Raw genomic sequence first — 18,093 nt, forward strand, 5'->3', positions numbered from 1 at the left:
CAGGCAACCACTCACGAGCGGGCCACGCCCAGCGCGTCCGCCTGCTCTCGGAACACGTCGTAGGCCGCCTTCCCGAACAGCACGAACCGCACCAGCTCCACCGAACTGGCCCCGGCCGACAGCGTGTTCACCACCGTTTCGAGGGCGATCTCCGCGGCGGACTCGATCGGCCACCGGTAGATCCCGGTCGAGATCGCGGGGAACGCCACGGTGTGCGCACCCAGGTCGGCCGCCACGTGCAGCGAGTTGCGATGACAGGCCGCCAGCAGCGCGGAGCGGTCTTCGGAGTCGGACCACACCGGCCCGACGGTGTGCACCACCCAGCGCGCCGGAAGGCGGCCCGCCGTGGTGGCGACCGCCTCTCCGGTCTTCAGTCCCTTGCCGTAGTGCCCCGCGCGCAGCGCCCGGCATTCGGTGAGGATCTCCGGTCCGCCGCGGCGGTGGATGGCGCCGTCCACCCCGCCGCCGCCGAGCAGGGACGAGTTCGCGGCATTGACCACGACGTCGACCCGCTGTTGGGTGATGTCGCCTTCGACCAGTTCGATCCTCATGACCGCTCCGTCAGCCGTTGAAGTACTCGATCAGTACCGGGGCAACCGCTTTCGGCTTGAGCATATGCGTCTGGCCTTCGATCGTCTTGTGCTCGGCGCCGGGAACCGCCTTCGCCAGCGCGGCGACACCGTTACGGATCCACGCGGGGCTCTTGCCACCGTCCATGACCAGCGTCGGCACGGAGACGCTCGCCCAGCGGCCCTCGGGCAACGGGGTGCCGTCGTGCAGGCCGTCGAACAACGCGGCGTCGTAGCGCAGGGTCGGCGCGACCTTCTTCAGCTTCGGCCACGCGGGCATGAACTGCATCATGAACACGACCGGCGCCGGGACACGGACGCCTTCGCGCATGAAGGTCTTGATCGCGGTTCCGGGTCGTCCGGTGGCGATGGCCGTCTCCAGCCGTGCGGTGTAGTCGGCCGGGACCGGCGGGCGCGTGTCGTCGACGACCAGCGGGAATTCGTAGACCGCCAGTTTCGTGATCGGCAGTCCGGCCTTCGCGGCTTCGAGGGCGAGCGCGGCGCCGGACGAGATCCCGTAGACGTGGGCGGCCCCGCCCGCTTCCTTGATCAACGCCGCGATGTCCTCGACTTCGCGGGCGACGGAGAAGGGCTCGGTGTCACCGCTTTCACCGCGGCCGCGGCGGTCGTAGGTGTAGACGGTGAAATGCGGTGCCAGCTCGGCGGCCAGCGGCTTGGCCGGGCCGAACTCGCGGTGGCACATGGCGCCGTCGACGAGGATGACGGCGGGGCCGGAGCCGGTGCGGGTGTAGGCGATGGTGGTGCCGTCTTGCGAGGTCACGGTGCTCATGGCGGAGATTCTCCTCGATCGGTTTAGCGAGTGAAACGGACGATGACGGCGGTGACCCAGCCCCAGGCCAGCAGCACGGTCGCCCAGAAGGCGAGCATCACGACGGCGTTCGCGTTGCCGGAACTGATCCCGGCGAAGGAGGCGAAGAACGCGATGCCGGTGGCGCGGGAGTAGACGGCCCAGCCGCGGTGCCCCTCACGGGAGAAACGGCTCGCGAACACGAACGTCGCGACGATCAGCGAGAGGAAGCCGACCGACCCGGCGGCCATGTGCAGCGCCCCGGCGGTGCTGAGCGTCGCGGAGCCGGTACCGACAGGGCCGGAGTCGATAGGGAAGCCGCTACCCGCGTCGGCCTTGAAGACCGCCGCGAACAGCAGGCTGACGCCGAAGACGCCCAGGAGTCGTGGACCCCAGACGCTGCCTCTGCCGGGCTCGAGCGTTCGGCTCAGCCCGATCGCTCCCGCGATCAGCAGGACGCCGGACACCAGGAAGTTCGTGACCTGGATCCAACCGGCGTCGCCGTTGCTCAGCATGCTCGCGGGGTGCTTCGTCATGTCGAAGCCGTCGCGGAGGGCGGCCTGGGTGAACGAAGTCAGGAAGTACAGCGGACCCGAGACGGCGCCGCAGACGAGCAGGGCGCGGGTCGGAATCGCGACGGGGGTTCGGGTGGCGGCGATGGTCATCGTCTCGGCCTTTCGAAGCGGGGTGCGTTGGGCACAACTCTCGCTCCGAACTCTAAAATTGTCAAGACAAAAAAAGTTGTCGGTGACGCAGGTCGCAGCACCCGAAGGCGTCGCAACTAGAGGACTACTTGCGGTTTCGCAAGGTCAGGAGGGTGATCTCACTCGGCGCGAAGACGCGCAGCGGCGGTCCCCAGAAGCCGGTGCCGCGGCTCGTGTACAGCTGCGTGCGTTCGCCGTGGCGCGAAAGTCCGGCCAATACGGGCTGGTCGAGCCGCACCAGAAGGTGGAACGGCCAGATCTGGCCGCCGTGGGTGTGCCCGGAGATCTGGAGGTCGACGCCGGCCTCGGCGGCCTGCTTAACCTGCTTCGGCTGGTGGGCGAGCAGGACGACCGGGGTGCTCGCGGCGACACCGTCGAGCGCGGCCGGGAGGTCGGGGCCGTGACCCGGAAGTCCCGAGGCGGCGCCGGTCGGGTCGTCGATCCCGGCGAAGACGAGGGTGTCCCCGCCGTTGTGGACCGGCACATGCCGGTTGTGGAGCGGTTCCCAGCCGAGGTCGCGCATGTGGTCGAGCCAGGCCTGCGCCTCGCCAAAGTACTCGTGGTTGCCGGTGATGTAGAACTTGCCGAGCTTCGCGCGCACCTTCCCGAGCGGCGCGACCTGACCCTCGCGTTTGGCGACCGAACCGTCGGCGAGGTCGCCCGCGTGGGCCACGACGTCGGCGTTGAGTTCGTTCACCACCTCGACGACCTTCTCCGACCACTTCGTCCGGTTCAGCGGACCGAAATGCGTGTCGGTGATGATGGCGAAGCGGAGACCGTCGAGTCCGGCGCCGAGCCGGGGGAGGACGACGTCGAGTTCCTTAAGCCGCGGGACGCGCCGGGCTTCGGCCATCCCGTACGCCGCCAGCACCACGAAGGCCACCACGACGACGCCGGACACGATCTCGGCCGCACCGTCCACTCCGGACACCGAAAGGACGAGCCGTAGCACGTTTCCGAGTACCGACAAGGAGAACAGCAGCCAGATCAGCCCGAGGGAGAGGTCGCCGATCTTCGCCGCGAGGTCGCGCTGCCACGGGCCGTGGCCGAGGACCATGCACGCGGGTACGGCGAGCACCGCGGCGGCGAACACGATCGTGCCGATCACTTCGAGCGCGGCCGGGAGTTCGGGGGAGCCGACGATCGTCCACCACGGCACGCCGAACAGGAGAGCGAGGACGGCGATCAGGGCGGCGACGCGGACAAGGATGCGAGGCATGATGCCGCCAGGCTAACAGACCATCGGTCTCTACCGCGTTCTTCGCTGAGGGGTGTTTCAGGTACGTAAGTGGACGTACGTGAGGTGTCACTTCACGGTGGAGCTTTCTGCTCCTCAGCGATGTGGCGTACACGAGCGTGATGATCGCGTCCGGCGGGTCGTGGACCGGACCGCTGTCGATGCGCAAGGCGGTGACCGGTCGAGATGGTGACCTCGGGGGTCGCCTTGGTCGTGCTGGGTCTTAGCGGTGCGGCTGGCCTCCGTGAAGCGGTTCACGCCCGGTCGACGGTGCTATGAACGGTCCTTTCCTTGCAAAATTTGCAAGGAAAGGACCGTTCATAGCACGCGCTACCGGCCCACGTAAGCGCGCAGATGCTGCGCCGTGAGGGTGTCACCGGAGGTGACCAACTCAGAAGGCGTCCCGGTGAACACCACCTCGCCACCGTCCACCCCCGCGCCCGGCCCGAGGTCGACGATCCAGTCGGCGTGCGCCATCACGGCCTGGTGGTGCTCGATGACCACCACCGTGTTCCCGTCGTCGACGAGCCGGTCGAGCAGGCCCAGCAACTGGTCGACGTCGGCGAGGTGCAGTCCGGTGGTCGGCTCGTCGAGGACGTAGGTCGCCGACTTCTCCGCCATCCGGATGGCCAGCTTGATCCGCTGCCGTTCCCCGCCGGACAGCGTCGTGAGCGGCTGCCCGAGCCCGAGGTAGCCGAGGCCGACGTCGGAGAGCCGGTCCAGGATCGTCCGCGCCTGCCCGGAGGTGAAGAACTCGCGCGCTTCGGCCACGGGCATCGCGAGGACCTCGCTGATGTTCTTGCCCCGCAGCCGGTAGGTCAGCACCTCCGCGGTGAACCGCTTGCCCTCGCATTCCTCGCAGACCGTCGCCACTCCGGCCATCATCGCCAGGTCGGTGTAGATCAGCCCGATGCCCTTGCACTTCGGGCACGCGCCCTCGGAGTTCGCGCTGAACAAAGCGGCCTTGACGCCGTTGGCCTTGGCGAACGCGACGCGGATCGGGTCGAGCAGTCCGGTGTAGGTCGCCGGGTTGCTCCGCCGCGAGCCGCGGATGGCCGACTGGTCGAGCACCACCACGTCGTCCCTTGTGGACAGTGAGCCGTGGATGAGGGAACTTTTGCCCGAACCGGCGACGCCGGTGACCACGGTCAGCACGCCGAGCGGGATGTCGACGCTGACGTCCTTGAGGTTGTGCCGGGTCGCGTTCCGGATCGGGATCTGCCCGGCGGGCGTACGGACGTCGGGACGCAGCCGCGCGCGGTGGTCGAGGTGCCGCCCGGTCAGGGTGCCGGACGTGCGCAGTCCGGCGACGTCGCCGGTGAAGCAGATCTGCCCGCCGTTCGGCCCGGCGCCAGGACCGAGGTCGACGACGTGGTCGGCGATCTCGATCGTCTCCGGTTTGTGCTCGACCACGAGCACCGTGTTCCCCTTGTCCTTCAACAGGAGCAGCAGGCCGTTCATCCGCTGGATGTCGTGCGGGTGCAGCCCGACGGTCGGCTCGTCGAAGACGTACGTGACGTCGGTGAGACTGGAACCCAGGTGCCGCACCATCTTCACGCGCTGCGCCTCACCGCCCGACAGCGTCCCGGATTCGCGGTCGAGGCTCAGGTACCCGAGGCCGATCTCGACCAGGGACTCGAGGGTGCCGCGCAGTGTCTCCATCAGCGGGCCGACCGACGGGTCGTCGAGTTTGCGGACGAAATCGGCAAGATCGCTGATCTGCATCGCCGAGCACTCGGCGATGTTCACCCCGTCGATCTTCGAGGACAGCGCCGCCTGGTTGAGCCGGGCCCCTTCGCACGCCGGGCACTTCTTGAAGGTGACGGCCCGGTCCACGAACGTCCGGATGTGCGCCTGCGCCGCTTCTTTGTCCTTCGACAGGAACAGGCGCTGGACCTTCACCAGCAGGCCCTCGTACGTGGTGTTCATCCCGCCGAGCTTCATCTTGGTGGCGGGCTTGTGCATGAAGTCTTCCCACTGCTGCGGGGTGTAGTCCTTCAGCTTCACCGCGGGATCGACGAAACCGGACTCCGCCAGCCCCTTCCAGTACCAGGTCTCCGGGGCGAAGTTCGGGACGGTGATCGCCCCTTCGTTGAGCGAAAGCTCCTTGTCGACAAGCTGGTCGACGTCGATCGTGGACACCGTCCCGAGCCCTTCGCAATCGGGGCACATTCCCTCGGGAAGGTTGAAGCTGAACGCGCCCGACGTCCCGACGTGCGGCTGTCCCAGCCTGCTGAAGACGATCCGCAGCATCGTGTGGGCATCGGTCGCGGTGCCGACCGTGGAGCGGGCGTTGGCCCCCATCCGCTCCTGGTCGACAACGATCGCGGCGCTCAGGTTCCGCAGCGCGTCCACGTCCGGCCGCCCGACCGGAGCCATGAAGGACTGGATGAACGCGGTGTAGGTCTCGTTGATCAGCCGCTGCGACTCCGCGGCGATGGTGCCGAACACCAAGGACGACTTCCCTGAACCCGAGACACCGGTGAAGACGGTGAGACGGCGCTTGGGGATGTCGACCGAGACGTCGGCGAGGTTGTTCTCTCTGGCTCCGCGCACCTGGATCATGTCGTGGCTGTCGGCGGCCGAAAGCATGGCTCTCCCCTGGTTGGAACTCTTTAGCCTGTAAAGTGAGGGTAGCAGAGGTTAGTTTATGCTGTAAGGAGTTGGCACGTGGTCGTCTACGCGGCTCAGGGAGACCCTCGTCGGTCGATGGCCCTGCTCTGGCGGACGGAGTCGCCGGACGTCGAGCGCCCCGGCCCCAAACCGGGACTTTCGGTGGAACTGATCGTCGAAACCGCCATCGAGATCGCGGACGCCGACGGTATGGCAGGCCTTTCGATGCGGGCCGTCGGTGACCGGCTCGGCCGCACGGCCATGGCGCTCTACACCTACGTCCCGAGCAAGAGTGAACTTCTCGACCTCATGTACGACAAGGCTCTCGCGGAGCTGTCGGCCACCTACGACGGGGACGACTGGCGGGCCGACGCCGCGCGGTGGGCCGAGGATCTCTGGGTCTTCTATCTGCGGCACCCCTGGGTCTTGCAGGTCTCACAGGCGCGGCCGGTGCTGGGACCGAACGAGTACGTCGTCCTGGAGTCGCTGGTGAAGATCCTGCGCCGGACCGGGTTGCCGCCGGCGATGCTTCGACGGCTGGTCAGCGCGCTGTACTCGTGTGTGCGCGAGCCTGCCAGGACGGCGTCGGAGTCGCGGCAGGCGGAGAGGGCGACCGGGCAGTCCGACGACGAGTGGTGGTACGCGCGGTCCGCGCACCTGCGGGAGGTGTCGCCGGATTTCGCGGAGCGGTTCCCGACACTGACCTGGATGGAGGGCGAGCACGCGTTCCGGATGGAGGACGAGACGGTGTCCTATCTGGAGCAGGAGGCGAGGGAGGCCTTCGAGCTTTCCCTGTCCGTACTCCTGGACGGGATCGAAGTCACGATGAAAGCGGAGTAGCCTTCTCCGCATGCCCAGTGATTTCGTCTTGAAGACCATGAACGCCGTCCACCGCGTCATCCAGAAGGTCAGCGGCGGCCGTGCCGGCTGGGAGGTCGCCGGGATGACCGTCCTGGAGCTGACCACCATCGGCCGTAAATCCGGCCAGCCACGCACCGTACTGCTGACCTCGCCGCTGCGCGAGGGCGACGCGTACGTCATCGTGGCCTCCCGCGGTGGCGACGACCAGCACCCGGCGTGGTTCCTCAACCTGCGCGACAACCCCGACGTCCAGGTCACGCTGAAGGGCGAGACCGCCCGGCCGATGGTCGCGAGCGTCGCCGACTCCGAGCAGCGCGCCCGCCTGTGGCCCAAGATCACCGCGGACTACAAGAACTACGCGCAGTACCAGACCAAGACCGAGCGGGAGATCCCCGTGGTGCTGCTGGCCCCGAAGGCGTAAGCCCGTCACGAGGTGGCCTTCATGTACTGGGGAAGGAGTCCCCGCGGCAGGCCGGGTCCATCGGCCCTACCGGCGAGTTGGTAAGCCGGGGACCGTTGTCCTCGACGAAGTACACGACGAGAGCGCGAGGATGCCGATGTCCGACTCCTTGGGTCTCGAGCTGCTCGACCGCGAGCAGTGCCTGTCACTGCTCGCGGGTGCCGGGCTCGGCCGGGTGGTGTTCACCTCCCGCGCCCTGCCGGCGATCCAGCCCGCCCGGTTCGCGCTGCACCACGGTGCGATCGTGGTCCGGACGCCGGCACAGAGCGCGTTGTTCGCCGGAGTGCTCGACAGTGTGGTCGCGTTCGCCGTCGACGAGTTCGCCGCGGACCTGGGGACCGGCTGGTTCGTCACCGTCCTCGGCCGCGCCTCCGAGGTGCGTGACCCGATCGTGATCGCCGAGCTCGCGACCTTGCCGCTCGGCTGCTGGACTGGGCAAACGGACGCCCGCTATCTCCGGATCCCGATCGAGTCGGTCACCGGACGAAGGATCCTCGGCGCATGCGGTAACGAAGCACTGTCCGTGATCGACGCACCAGATGAGCGATCCGGGCGCGTCTGTCATTCCTGACCCCACTGCCCGGGGAGTTAGTCCGGGACGGTGACGCCAGTGCGGCGGGTGAGTGCGGCGAGTGACGCCAAGGCGCCGAGGATTCTGGACGCGGTGGCTGGGATCGCCCACGATCTCAGCCTCTCCGACGTCCTGCGGCGCATGGTCGAATCCGCCTGCGAGCTGACCGGTGCGCCGTTCGGCGCGCTGAGCGTGCTCGATTCGGATGAGTTCATCCGTTTCGGCGACGCGTGGAACACCCCGCCGTCCGAGGACGAGTCCCGTGTGATGCCCATCCGGATGCGTGGCCGCATCTTCGGGATGCTGTACCTCGCCCGCAAGCCGGACGGCGAGGAGTTCACCGAAGCCGAGGAAGACCTGCTCGTCGCGCTCACCGCGGCGGCCGGTGTGGTGATCGAGAACGCCGCGCTGTTCGACCAGGTGCAGCGGCGCGAACGCTGGCTCGAGGCGTCCTATCACGTCACCGGCGCGCTCCTGACCGACCAGGACCTGACCGCGACCCTGCACCTGATCGCCGAACGCGCCCGCGTCGTCGCCGGTGGCACCACCGGCGCGGTGGCCCGTCCACGCGGCGACGGCCAGCTGGTCTTCGAGATCGTCGAGCCGCCGGGGCCCGACGCGGACCGGCTCGCCGGGATCGCCGTACCGACCGAGGGCACCGCGACCGGGATGGCGTTCACCACCGGCAAACCCGTCATGGTCCGGGACTACGGCGAAAAAGTGGTCGAGTACCAGGGTGAACGTGGTGCCGTGATGCCCGCGGTGGTCAAGGACCTCGACTCCGCGGTCGCCGTCCCGCTGATCGTCGGCGAGGAGAAACTCGGCGTCCTGCTGGTGGCGAAGTTCCGCGACAAGACCCCGTTCTCCGCCTACGACGTCCAGCTCGCCGAGACCTTCGCCGCGCACGCAGCGCTCGCGGTCGAATTCGCCCGCGCGCAACAGGACAGGCAGCGGCTCGCCGTCTTCGAGGACCGTGACCGGATCGCCCGCGACCTGCACGACCTGGTGATCCAGCGACTGTTCGCGATCGGGCTCGGCCTGGAGGGACTCAGCAGGCTCACGGTCGAACCCGCCGTCGCCGACCGCGTTGGCGATTTCGCGCACGAGATCGACCGCACTATCCGCGAGATCCGCAACAGTATCTTTTCCTTGCAGGAGCCGGCCGAGGCGCAGGGCAGCCTGCGGTCGGAGCTGCTGCGCGTCGCGCTCGACGCGGGCTGTGCGTCCGAACCCCGGGTCGGGTTCGACGGGCCACTCGATTCGGTCGTGCCGGACACGGTTCGCTCGGACCTCGTCGCGACCCTGCGCGAGGCACTGTCCAATGTGGTCAGACACGCGGAGGCGACGGCGGTTTCGGTCGATGTCTCGGTCGACCGCGACGGGCGATGGCTGGAGCTTTCGGTGGTGGACGACGGCGTCGGTATGCCTGCCGAACCCGGCCATCGCAGCGGCGTGGCGAACCTCGCCGAACGCGCGGCCCGCTGGAACGGGTCGTTCAGCGTCGAAGCGAGGCCGGAGGGCGGGTCGAAGCTCGACTGGTCGGTGCGCCTGCCGGCCCGACAGGGGAGTGTGGGATGACGATTTCGGTGTTCCTGCTGGACGATCACGAACTCGTCCGCACCGGCCTGAAGACCGTCTTCGAAGCCGAAGACGATCTCACGGTGGTCGGCGAGGCGTCCACGGCCGCCGAGGCGCTCGTCCGGATCCCCGCTGTCAAACCGCAGGTCGCGGTGCTCGACGTCCGGCTTCCGGACGGCGGTGGGATCAGTGTCTGCCGTGAGATCAGGGCGGCCGTCGAGCCGCCGCCCGCCTGCCTGATGCTGACGTCGTACTCGGATGACGACGCGTTGTTCGGCGCGATCATGGCCGGTGCGGCCGGGTACATGCTCAAGCAGGTCTCCGGCGGCGCGCTCGTCAAGGCCGTCCGCACGGTCGCGGCGGGCGGATCGCTGCTGGACAGCACGCTGACGGCGTCGGTGATGAACCGGTTGCGCGGCGAGACCGACGATCAACCGGATCCGCGATACGAACAGCTGAGCCCGCAGGAGCGGCGCGTGCTCGATCACATCGCCGATGGGCTGACCAACCGCCAGATCGCGGAAAAGCTGTTCCTGGCGGAGAAAACGGTTAAGAACTACGTGTCGTCCTTGCTGCACAAGCTCGGCTTCGAACGCCGCACCGCCGCCGCCGTCTACGCCACCCAACGCCGCAAGCCGTCCTCTTAGAAGAGCGTGATCCCGTCGGCGAAACCGGGATCCTCACGCAGCACCCGGCGAAGTTCGTTGAGCGCCCGATGCTGGGTGACGCGCACCGCGCCCGCGCTCGCCATGCCCAGCGTGCGGGCGGTCTCTTCGGCACTGAACCCGAGGATCACCCGGAGCACCAGCACATCCCGCTGCTTCGCCGAAAGCACCTTGAACAACCGTGACAGCTCGCGGCCGCGCTCGGCCTTCTCGACCTCATCGAACGTCGGGTTCCACGGACCGTCCTGTTCGGGTTCCGGATCCGACACCGGCGCGGAAGGATCGCGGGCGAGGTTCCGGCGGACGTCGGAGACCTTGTGCGAGGCGATCCCGAAGACGTACGGCAGGAAGCTGTTGTTCTGGTGGCTGTAGCGCGGCAACGCGACAAGGACGGCCATCAGGACCTCCTGTGCGCAATCTTCGGCGTTGGAGATGCCGCGCGTCGGTCCGCCCAGCCTGCCGAGGCAGTACCGGAACACGATCGGCCGGAGAAGCGTCAGCAGGCTGCCGATGGCCCGCCGGTCACCACTGATCGCCGCGCTGATCATTTCGCCGTCCGGCTCTCCCGGACGGGGCACGTACGTCGGGCGTATCGCTTCGGACACGGTCATCACGCCGGATGGGCCGTTCTCGGTGTGTACCTGTGCGTTCCCATCGTCCCCACCTCCCGAAAGCCCCCAGCTCTGTTTGGCCCTTCCGACGTTACGGAGCGCGTTCGCGAGTCACACCGGTACAGCAGCCCGGAGTAGTCGGGTCTTTAGGCCCTGGTGTGTCTTGGCTATGGACTTTCGCCGAATTGGTCTAGACAATTAACTCAGCGCGGCGGCAGGCCGCCCCTGGTACGGAGGAATCGCGATGAGGCGTTCCAGATCCCTGGCCTTTCTGGCCGTTGTGGTGCTCACCTTCGCCGGTTTGATAACCGGTGGCGGCACCGCGAGCGCGGCCAACCTGCTCCTCAACCCCGGCTTCGAGGCGGGCTCGACGTCCGGCTGGTCCTGTGCGGCGGGCGCGGCCGTGACCACGCCGGTCCGTTCGGGCGGTTACGCCGTTTCGGTCACGCCCGGCTCGACGACCGGGAAATGCGCACAGACAGTGTCCGTCCAGCCGAACACGACCTACGCGGTATCCGCCTGGGTGAACGGGAACCCGGTGTACCTCGGGGTCACGGGCGGTCCGTCGACCTGGACCGCCGCGACCTCCTACACACAGCTTTCGCTTTCGTTCACGACGTCGGCCACGCAGACGACGGCGGAGGTGTACGTCCACGGCTGGTACGGGTCCGGCACCTTCTACGCGGATGACATCACCCTCGACGGGCCGGGTGGCGGGACCCCGGGAGCGCCTCCGGCGCCGGGAAATCCGGCCGTGGGCACGGTGACGAACTCGTCGATCGCGCTCACGTGGGGAGCCTCGGCCGGCACGGTGACCGGGTATCGCGTGTACGAAGGCGGGAAGGTGGTCGCGACGGTGACCGGGACGTCGGCCACCGTTTCGGGGCTGACAGCCTGTTCGTCGCACAGTTACTCGGTGGCCGCGTACAACAGCGCCGGTGAATCGCCGAAGACCACGGAGGCGGGTGCCACGACCGGCGGTTGCGTCGACACCGGCCTGCCGAAGCACGCGCTGATCGGTTACCTGCACGCGAGTTTCGCCAACGGTTCCGGCTACACACGGATGGCGGACGTCCCGGCGGCGTGGGACATCGTCAATCTCGCGTTCGGTGAGCCGACTTCGGTGACCTCCGGCGACATCCGCTTCACCCGCTGCCCCGTGGCGGAATGCCCGACCGTGGAAAGCGACGCGGACTTCATCGCCGCTATCCGGGCGAAGCAGGCGCAGGGCAAGAAGGTCCTGATCTCCATCGGAGGGCAGAACGGTCAGGTCCAGCTGACCACTACCGCGGCGCGTGACGCGTTCGTCAGTTCGGTCTCCGCGATCATCGACCGCTATGGGTTGAACGGGCTCGACATCGACTTCGAGGGACACTCGCTGTACCTCAACTCCGGTGACAACGACTTCCGCAACCCGACCACACCGGTGATCGTCAATCTCATCTCGGCGCTGAAGACACTGAAAGCCAAGTATGGCGCGGGATTCGTGCTCACGATGGCGCCGGAGACGTTCTTCGTGCAGACCGGGTACCAGTACTACGGCGGTCTCGGCGGCGCCGACAACCGGACGGGCTCGTACCTGCCGGTGATCCACGCGATGCGGGACGCGCTGACCGTGCTGCACGTCCAGGACTACAACTCCGGGCCGGTGATGGGCCTGGACAACCAGTACCACTTCATGGGTGGCGCGGATTTCCACATCGCGATGACGGACATGGTCAAGGCCGGGTTCACCGTGGCTTCGACCGGGTTCCGCTTCCCGGGGCTACGCGCGGATCAGATCGCGTTCGGGCTGCCCGCGGCGGTGAGCGCGGGCAACGGGCACACCGCGCCGGCGGCGGTGCATTCGGCGTTGAACTGCCTGGTGAAGAACTCCGGTTGCGGGTCGTACACCTTGCGCGGCGGTGCTTCACCGGCGTTACGCGGGCTGATGACGTGGTCGATCAACTGGGACCGGTACTACGGCTGGGAATTCCAGAACAGCCATGAGCCGTTCCTGAACGCCCTCCCCTGATCCCGCAATTAGTCCTCTGGTTGCGGTCCTTGCGCGTGCATACATCGCAACCAGAGGACTACTTGCGCCGGTGCGCCGCGCCGCGCGCTGCTGGGGTGCTTGAGCCAGAAGTGCGGGCGGTGGGCGGTGACTTTTCGGCGCCTCTTGCGGGTGACGCCGTGAAGGCCTGCTTCCCTACTCTCAAAGTCAGGGTCCCGGCGAAGTCGAGGTCTTGCGGGTCAGGCGGCTCTTCGTCGCTGCGCGAGCTGACGATGGAGGAATTGGGACGTTGAGTGTCCCCACCCCCACGCAAGTAGTCCTCTAGTTGCGATCGATGCGTACGCAAGGACCGCAACTAGAGGACTAATTGCGCCGGGGGGAGGGGGAGGCGGGTATGGAGCGGGCCCGCACCGTGCAGCATCGGCGCGGGCCCGCAGTTCAGGGGAAAGGGACGTCAGAAGCGCGCGGTGATCCGCGTGAAGTCCCAGTCGTTCTGCGCGATACCACTGCAGTTCTCGGCGACCCCGCCGCCTGCGCAGCCCCGGTCACGGTTGGTCGACCAGAACGCGAGCCTGGCGGTCTTGTTGGTTTTGGACCAGTCGGTGATCCTGCTCCAGGTGTCGAGACTCGTCAGTTCCCGCTGATCCGAAAGGCCGTTCATCCCGCTGATGCCCAGGTGGCTGTACGCCGTGGCGTCGTTCCAGCCGAACGTCGACTTCAGCTTGTCCCGCAGTCCGTTCGCGGCGTTGATGGTGTTCCCGTACATGTCCGCGCCACCACCGAAGTCGAACGGCATGATCGTGTAGACGTCGATCCCGGCGTTCAGCGCCTTCGACTGGTCGATGAGCCGCTGGCCCCAGGAGTTCGGGCCGGTGGTCGTCGTGCCGAAGGTGAGGATGGTCTGGATACCGGGGTTGTTCGCCTTCACGATCTTCAGCGCGTTCAGGATCCGGTCCTGCACGACCGCGTTCTCGAACTCGTCGGTGTTCTCGATGTCGATGTCGATCGCCTTGAGACCGTAGGCGTCGATCACCTTCTGGTAGGCCCCGGCGAGGGCTTCCGGCGTCGAGCAGTTCGGGCCGAGCTTGTTGCCGCTCCACCCACCGAAGGAAGGCACGATCTGGCCGCCCGCGGCCTTGATCTGCGCGATCGCGTTCGCGTCGACACCGCCCTGCAGCGGCCTGCTGCCGTCCCACGCGGGGTTGCAGCCGCCCGAGGACAGGATGAACGCCATCGTGAACCACTTGACGCCGGTCGCGTTCATGACCGTCTGCGGGTTCGGCGGGCTGCCCCAGCCCAGGTACAGGTACGGCGCTCCACGCCCGCCGGGCAGCGGCGGGTTGCTCGTGGTCGTCGTGGGCGGGTTGGACGTCGACGTGGTGGTGGTCGGTGTGGTGGGGGTGGTCGGCGTCGTGGTCGGCGTGCCGCCGCCCGGATCGCAGGAACCACCGTTGATCTTGCAGTTCGCCGGGGCGACGTAGCCCCCGGAGTACTTGACGTTGAACCCGAAACTGGTGCTGCCACCGTTGGGAAGGTTGCCGTTCCAGGTGTTCTTCACCGTCACATGCTGGCCGGAGACGGAGTAACCGCCGTCCCACAGCGAAGCGATCGAATGTCCTGCGGGGAGATCGAATTCGACCGTCCAGGTGGGAAGGCTCGATCCCGACTTGTTGCTGATCGTGTACTTGCCTTCCCAGCCGGAGCCCCAATCGGAGCCCTTGCTGAAGGCGGCACCGACGCCGCCGGCCGCGGAGGCCGGCGCGATCACGAGGATCGCGCCGACCGTTGCGGCAGCGGCGGTCAGGCCGATGGCCTGTATCCAAGTCCGCTTGGCCACTGTCAAACCTCTCAGTTCAGGCCGTTGCGCATGGCCGTGACGAGTTCACCGTTGCCGGTGTCACCACTGAGCTCCCAGAAGAACGCGCCGCCGAGACCCTGGTTCTTGGTCCAGCCCATCTTTCCGTTGATGGTCGCGGGAGTGTCGTAGCTCCACCAGTTGTTGCCGCACTTCGCGTAAGCGGTGCCCGCGATCGTGCCGGTCGACGGGCAGCTGCTCTTCAGGATCTTGTAGTCCTCGATGCCCGCCTCGTAGGTGCCCGGTGCCGCGCCGGTCGCGGTGCCGCCCGGGGTGTCCTGCGTGACGCCGGTCCAGCCGCGACCGTAGAAACCGATACCCAGCAACAGTTTGCTCGCCGGGACGCCCTTGGCCTTGAGCTTCTGGATGGCGTCGTCGGAGTTGAATCCCTGCTGCGGGATACCCGGGTACGCGGTCAGCGGCGAGTGCGGGGCCGTCGGACCCTTCGCCGCCCACGCGCCGAAGAAGTCGTACGTCATGACGTTGTACCAGTCGAAGTACGCCGACGCGGGGCCGTAGTCGGCGACGTCGAGCTTGCCGCCGCTGCTGGCGTCCGCGGTGATCGCGGCGGTGACCAGGAACGAGGAACCGAATTTGGTGCGCAGCGACTGTGCCACGTTCTTGATCGCGGCGGGGCCGCTGGTGTCACAGGTGAGACCGCAGGCGTTCGGGTACTCCCAGTCGATGTCGATGCCGTCGAAGACGTCGGCCCACCGCGGGTCCTTGATCAGCTTGTAGCAGGACTCCGCGAACGCGGCCGGGTTCTTCGACGCCTGGCCGAAGCCGCCGGACCAGGTCCAGCCACCGAACGACCACAGCACCTTCAGGCCAGGGTACATCTTCTTCAGCTTGCGCAGCTGGTTGAAGTTACCGCGCAGCGAGCCCGCGTCCCAGCTGTCCGAGACACCGTCCACACTGGACCCGGCGTCGTAGAACTTGTCGTAGTCGGCGTAGGTGTCGTCGTTCGCGGTGCAGGAACCGTTGGTGACGTTGCCGAACGCGTAGTTGATATGCGTCAGCTTGGCCGCGGAACCGGAAGTGTGAATGTTCTTCACGTGGTAGTTACGGCCGTAGACGCCCCACTGCACGAAGTAGCCGAGGTTCTTCTTGGCGCCCGGGTTCGGGTTCGTGGTCGTCGTGGTCGGCGGGTTGCTCGTGGTGGTCGTCGTCGGCGGGTTCGACGTGCTCGTCCCGGTGGTCGTGGTGCTCGTCGGCGGGTTGCTCGTCGTCGGCGTGCCGCCACCCGGGTCGCAGGAACCGCCGTTGATCTTGCAGTTGGCGGGCGCGGTGTAGGCACCGGAGTACTTGACGTTGAAGCCGAAGCTGACGGTGCCGCCGTTGGGAACGTTGCCGTTCCAGGTGTTCTTGACGGTCACGTGCTGGCCGGAGACGGTGTAGCTGCCGTCCCACAAGGAAGCGACCGAATGCCCGGCCGCCAGGTCGAACTCGAGCGTCCAGGAACTGAGGCTCGAACCCGACTTATTGCTGATCGTGTACTTGCCTTCCCAGCCGGAGCCCCAGTCCGACCCCTTGGTGAGCGAGGCTCCGACCCCGCCCGCCGCGCTCGCCGGGACGGTCACCAGACCGACCGCCAGCGCCGCGACGGCCGTGAACAGACCGATCAGATGCCATCTTTTTCTCGACATTTCACTCCTTACAACCCGGTGCAGGGAAATGATCTTGGAGACGATTTCGTCAATGGGAAATCGGCGACATCGCGTTACCGCGGCCGAAGCCGGGCAGGCGGGGATGCGTCTTCATCGACCACCTCCATGCGGAACGCTTTGTTGCGGGAGACGGTACGTGGTCTGGACCAATATGGGAAGCGTCACTACACAGAGTGGCGATTTTACTGCTAACGGCCTAATACGTTCGACAGCGTTAATCGTTCACTGGTTCGGTGCCGCTCACCGACGAGGCTCGTCCATTTCGCCGAGCCGGGCGATATTCGCCGATTCATCGGGGTCCGGTGCGATACCGGAAAGGAACACCTCGGTGATTTCGACGGCCACGTCGGGGGCGAGCCGTTTGAGGCTCAATGCCAGCACATTGGCGTCGTTCCACTTGCGCGCGCCCGCGGCGATCCAGGTGTCCCAGGCCAGTGCCGCGCGGACGCCGGGGACCTTGTTGGCCGCGATGGCCGTGCCTGTCCCGGTCCAGCACATCACCACGCCGAAGTCGGCTTCGCCGTCGGTGACCGCTTTGCCAACCGCCGCGCCGAGCTCCGGCCAGTCTTCCGACGTCGCCGGAAGGATCACCTCGTGCCCGGCCTCGGCGAGGAAGGCCCGGACGGCGTCCGTGGTGGCGTTCCGGTCGTCGGCCGCGAAGGCGATCTTCATACCCGGATCGTACGCCGTCTCACCAGGTGACGAACCGGAAGTCGTGGGAGGATCGCGGCGTGGACCCGTCTGCGGAGGAGCGTCGGCTCCAGCGCGACCAGGAGGTCGCCAGGACGCGGATTCTCGACGCCGCCGCCCGCCTCGTCGGCGAGACCGGCTTCGCCCGGCTCAAGATCGGCATGGTCTGCGCCCGGACCGGCTATCCCAGCGGCGTCGTCTACCAGCTGTTCGGCTCGAAGGAGACCCTGGTGCAGCGGCTCGTCGAGTTCGCGGCGGAGAAGTTCGCCGACGTCTTCAGCGCCGCCGTCGCCACCAGGACCGGCGGGCTGACCCCCAGCCCGATGGACATGCTGCGGGCGCTGCTGGACGTCTTCTTCGCATTGCTCACCGACATGCCGCCGCTGAACCGGGCGTTCGTGGTGCTGTGGACGGACGCGACCGTCGGCGATCCGGCGGTGCGGTCGGCGATGACCGAGGCCGATCGCCGGTACCGGTTCGCCATCGCGCAGACCGTCGCCGCCGGGATCACGGACGGCTCCATCGCCGGTGTCCGTGATCCCGACGCGTACTCGGCGGCACTGGTCGGGCAGCTGCGGGGGATCGCCGTGGCCGCGATCATCGATCCTGGCGGCATCGATCTGCGTGCCGTCCGGGCGGAGATGGAGTACGCCGTGGGCAGACTCGCCTAAACCTTGGCCAGTTCGGCCGCACCGAAGGAGACGTCGAACCGGTCGCACCAGATGGTCACGCTCGAATACCGCGCCAGATCGGTGCCGGCGGGCAGGGTGTAGTTCTGACTTCCCTTGTTGCCCTTGAGCTTCCCGGCGCTCACATGCGTGCCGTCGTCGAACACGAACCAGCCGTCCTTGCCGGGGACGACCGGCGCGTCGGTGAGCCAGACCCGCAGGTCCGGGCCGTTGCTCGTGTCCAGGTTCTCCAGTCGCAGCACCAGCGATCCGTCGGCCGCGCGCAGGATCCGGACGCCGCCGCTGGTCGCGTGCTCGTGACTGATCAGTTCGCCGGTCGCCACGATCGCGGGCTCTTTCGGCGCGGGAGCCGCACTTTCCGAAACCGGGGCGACGGGCAGTGCCTCCTGGACCGTCTCGTTCACCCAGAGCTTCCACGGCTGGAACCAGTAGAGGCCCGCGGCCACCGCCACCACCAGTCCGGCCGCCACGACGGCGAGCACCCGCTTGCGTTTCATGGCGTCATTCAACCGCGTGCGGCGC

At 67.4% G+C, this 18,093-nt stretch carries 17 protein-coding genes; 7 read left to right on the forward strand and 10 right to left on the reverse strand.

What is annotated here, in order from left to right; genetic code table 11:
- Positions 1-11: 11 nt before the first annotated feature.
- The 5 genes from ACM6LR_RS15655 to ACM6LR_RS15675 form a co-directional block, all read right to left on the reverse strand.
- Complete coding sequence (locus tag ACM6LR_RS15655; RefSeq protein WP_414943999.1) at positions 12-551, reverse strand: O-acetyl-ADP-ribose deacetylase; 540 nt, start codon at positions 549-551, stop codon at positions 12-14.
- Positions 552-561: 10 nt separating this feature from the next.
- The gene (locus ACM6LR_RS15660) at positions 562-1,359 is read right to left on the reverse strand and encodes an alpha/beta fold hydrolase (RefSeq protein ID WP_414944000.1); all 798 of its coding nucleotides are present in this window, start codon (positions 1,357-1,359) and stop codon (positions 562-564) included.
- Between the two features lie 23 nt (positions 1,360-1,382).
- A complete protein-coding gene (locus ACM6LR_RS15665; protein WP_414944001.1) occupies positions 1,383-2,042 on the reverse strand; it encodes a DUF998 domain-containing protein in 660 nt (219 codons plus the stop codon).
- Positions 2,043-2,166: 124 nt separating this feature from the next.
- A complete protein-coding gene (locus ACM6LR_RS15670; RefSeq protein ID WP_414939227.1) occupies positions 2,167-3,300 on the reverse strand; it encodes a metallophosphoesterase in 1,134 nt (377 codons plus the stop codon).
- Positions 3,301-3,648: 348 nt separating this feature from the next.
- Positions 3,649-5,910: an ATP-binding cassette domain-containing protein gene (locus ACM6LR_RS15675; RefSeq protein ID WP_414944002.1), complete on the reverse strand. Its 2,262-nt coding sequence runs from the start codon at positions 5,908-5,910 to the stop codon at positions 3,649-3,651.
- 78 nt (positions 5,911-5,988) lie between these two features.
- Here ACM6LR_RS15675 and ACM6LR_RS15680 point away from each other — a divergent pair, with 78 nt between their 5' ends.
- The 5 genes from ACM6LR_RS15680 (at position 5,989) to ACM6LR_RS15700 (ending at position 10,048) form a co-directional block, all read left to right on the forward strand.
- Positions 5,989-6,771: a TetR/AcrR family transcriptional regulator gene (locus ACM6LR_RS15680; RefSeq protein WP_414944003.1), complete on the forward strand. Its 783-nt coding sequence runs from the start codon at positions 5,989-5,991 to the stop codon at positions 6,769-6,771.
- A 10-nt stretch (positions 6,772-6,781) separates the two neighbouring features.
- Positions 6,782-7,213: a nitroreductase family deazaflavin-dependent oxidoreductase gene (locus ACM6LR_RS15685; protein ID WP_414939224.1), complete on the forward strand. Its 432-nt coding sequence runs from the start codon at positions 6,782-6,784 to the stop codon at positions 7,211-7,213.
- A 130-nt stretch (positions 7,214-7,343) separates the two neighbouring features.
- On the forward strand, positions 7,344-7,823 hold the full coding sequence (locus tag ACM6LR_RS15690; RefSeq protein ID WP_414939223.1) for a pyridoxamine 5'-phosphate oxidase family protein: 480 nt from the start codon (positions 7,344-7,346) through the stop codon (positions 7,821-7,823).
- 30 nt (positions 7,824-7,853) lie between these two features.
- Positions 7,854-9,401 carry a GAF domain-containing protein gene (locus ACM6LR_RS15695; protein WP_414944004.1) on the forward strand — a complete coding sequence of 516 codons (1,548 nt, stop codon included), beginning with the start codon at positions 7,854-7,856 and terminating at the stop codon, positions 9,399-9,401.
- On the forward strand, positions 9,398-10,048 hold the full coding sequence (locus tag ACM6LR_RS15700) for a response regulator (protein WP_414939221.1): 651 nt from the start codon (positions 9,398-9,400) through the stop codon (positions 10,046-10,048). The genes ACM6LR_RS15695 and ACM6LR_RS15700 overlap by 4 nt, the downstream gene beginning before the upstream one ends.
- Here the strand turns inward: ACM6LR_RS15700 and ACM6LR_RS15705 are convergent.
- Entirely contained in the window at positions 10,045-10,677 is a 633-nt protein-coding gene (locus ACM6LR_RS15705; RefSeq protein ID WP_414939220.1) for a sigma-70 family RNA polymerase sigma factor, read from the reverse strand. The genes ACM6LR_RS15700 and ACM6LR_RS15705 overlap by 4 nt on opposite strands.
- A 244-nt stretch (positions 10,678-10,921) precedes the next feature.
- Here ACM6LR_RS15705 and ACM6LR_RS15710 point away from each other — a divergent pair, with 244 nt between their 5' ends.
- Complete coding sequence (locus ACM6LR_RS15710) at positions 10,922-12,691, forward strand: chitinase (protein ID WP_414944005.1); 1,770 nt, start codon at positions 10,922-10,924, stop codon at positions 12,689-12,691.
- Positions 12,692-13,124: 433 nt separating this feature from the next.
- On the opposite strand, the gene ACM6LR_RS15715 is transcribed toward ACM6LR_RS15710, so the two are convergent.
- From ACM6LR_RS15715 to ACM6LR_RS15725, 3 genes are all read right to left on the reverse strand, one after another.
- Positions 13,125-14,480, reverse strand: coding sequence for a cellulose binding domain-containing protein (locus ACM6LR_RS15715; RefSeq protein ID WP_414939546.1), 1,356 nt, complete (start codon positions 14,478-14,480; stop codon positions 13,125-13,127).
- A 38-nt stretch (positions 14,481-14,518) separates the two neighbouring features.
- Complete coding sequence (locus ACM6LR_RS15720; RefSeq protein WP_414944006.1) at positions 14,519-16,171, reverse strand: glycosyl hydrolase family 18 protein; 1,653 nt, start codon at positions 16,169-16,171, stop codon at positions 14,519-14,521.
- Between the two features lie 261 nt (positions 16,172-16,432).
- Positions 16,433-16,864 carry an RpiB/LacA/LacB family sugar-phosphate isomerase gene (locus ACM6LR_RS15725; protein ID WP_414939217.1) on the reverse strand — a complete coding sequence of 144 codons (432 nt, stop codon included), beginning with the start codon at positions 16,862-16,864 and terminating at the stop codon, positions 16,433-16,435.
- A gap of 59 nt (positions 16,865-16,923) precedes the next feature.
- Here ACM6LR_RS15725 and ACM6LR_RS15730 point away from each other — a divergent pair, with 59 nt between their 5' ends.
- Positions 16,924-17,553 (forward strand): TetR/AcrR family transcriptional regulator, encoded by a 630-nt coding sequence (locus ACM6LR_RS15730; RefSeq protein WP_414944007.1) that lies wholly within the window; start codon positions 16,924-16,926, stop codon positions 17,551-17,553.
- On the opposite strand, the gene ACM6LR_RS15735 is transcribed toward ACM6LR_RS15730, so the two are convergent.
- The gene (locus tag ACM6LR_RS15735) at positions 17,550-18,068 is read right to left on the reverse strand and encodes a DM13 domain-containing protein (RefSeq protein WP_414939215.1); all 519 of its coding nucleotides are present in this window, start codon (positions 18,066-18,068) and stop codon (positions 17,550-17,552) included. The genes ACM6LR_RS15730 and ACM6LR_RS15735 overlap by 4 nt on opposite strands.
- Positions 18,069-18,093: the final 25 nt, after the last annotated feature.

The sequence above is a fragment of the Amycolatopsis sp. cmx-11-32 genome (genome assembly GCF_047608695.1).
Taxonomy (GTDB): domain Bacteria; phylum Actinomycetota; class Actinomycetes; order Mycobacteriales; family Pseudonocardiaceae; genus Amycolatopsis.

Excerpts from the sequence above, each read along its gene's own strand:
- ACM6LR_RS15655 (WP_414943999.1), bottom strand. The coding sequence starts at position 551 with ATGAGGATCGAACTGGTCGAAGGCGACATCACCCAACAGCGGGTCGAC.
- ACM6LR_RS15660 (WP_414944000.1), bottom strand. The coding sequence starts at position 1,359 with ATGAGCACCGTGACCTCGCAAGACGGCACCACCATCGCCTACACCCGC.
- ACM6LR_RS15665 (WP_414944001.1), bottom strand. The coding sequence starts at position 2,042 with ATGACCATCGCCGCCACCCGAACCCCCGTCGCGATTCCGACCCGCGCC.
- ACM6LR_RS15670 (WP_414939227.1), bottom strand. The coding sequence starts at position 3,300 with ATGCCTCGCATCCTTGTCCGCGTCGCCGCCCTGATCGCCGTCCTCGCT.
- ACM6LR_RS15675 (WP_414944002.1), bottom strand. The coding sequence starts at position 5,910 with ATGCTTTCGGCCGCCGACAGCCACGACATGATCCAGGTGCGCGGAGCC.
- ACM6LR_RS15685 (WP_414939224.1), top strand. The coding sequence starts at position 6,782 with ATGCCCAGTGATTTCGTCTTGAAGACCATGAACGCCGTCCACCGCGTC.
- ACM6LR_RS15690 (WP_414939223.1), top strand. The coding sequence starts at position 7,344 with ATGCCGATGTCCGACTCCTTGGGTCTCGAGCTGCTCGACCGCGAGCAG.
- ACM6LR_RS15700 (WP_414939221.1), top strand. The coding sequence starts at position 9,398 with ATGACGATTTCGGTGTTCCTGCTGGACGATCACGAACTCGTCCGCACC.
- ACM6LR_RS15705 (WP_414939220.1), bottom strand. The coding sequence starts at position 10,677 with ATGACCGTGTCCGAAGCGATACGCCCGACGTACGTGCCCCGTCCGGGA.
- ACM6LR_RS15710 (WP_414944005.1), top strand. The coding sequence starts at position 10,922 with ATGAGGCGTTCCAGATCCCTGGCCTTTCTGGCCGTTGTGGTGCTCACC.
- ACM6LR_RS15720 (WP_414944006.1), bottom strand. The coding sequence starts at position 16,171 with ATGTCGAGAAAAAGATGGCATCTGATCGGTCTGTTCACGGCCGTCGCG.
- ACM6LR_RS15725 (WP_414939217.1), bottom strand. The coding sequence starts at position 16,864 with ATGAAGATCGCCTTCGCGGCCGACGACCGGAACGCCACCACGGACGCC.
- ACM6LR_RS15735 (WP_414939215.1), bottom strand. The coding sequence starts at position 18,068 with ATGAAACGCAAGCGGGTGCTCGCCGTCGTGGCGGCCGGACTGGTGGTG.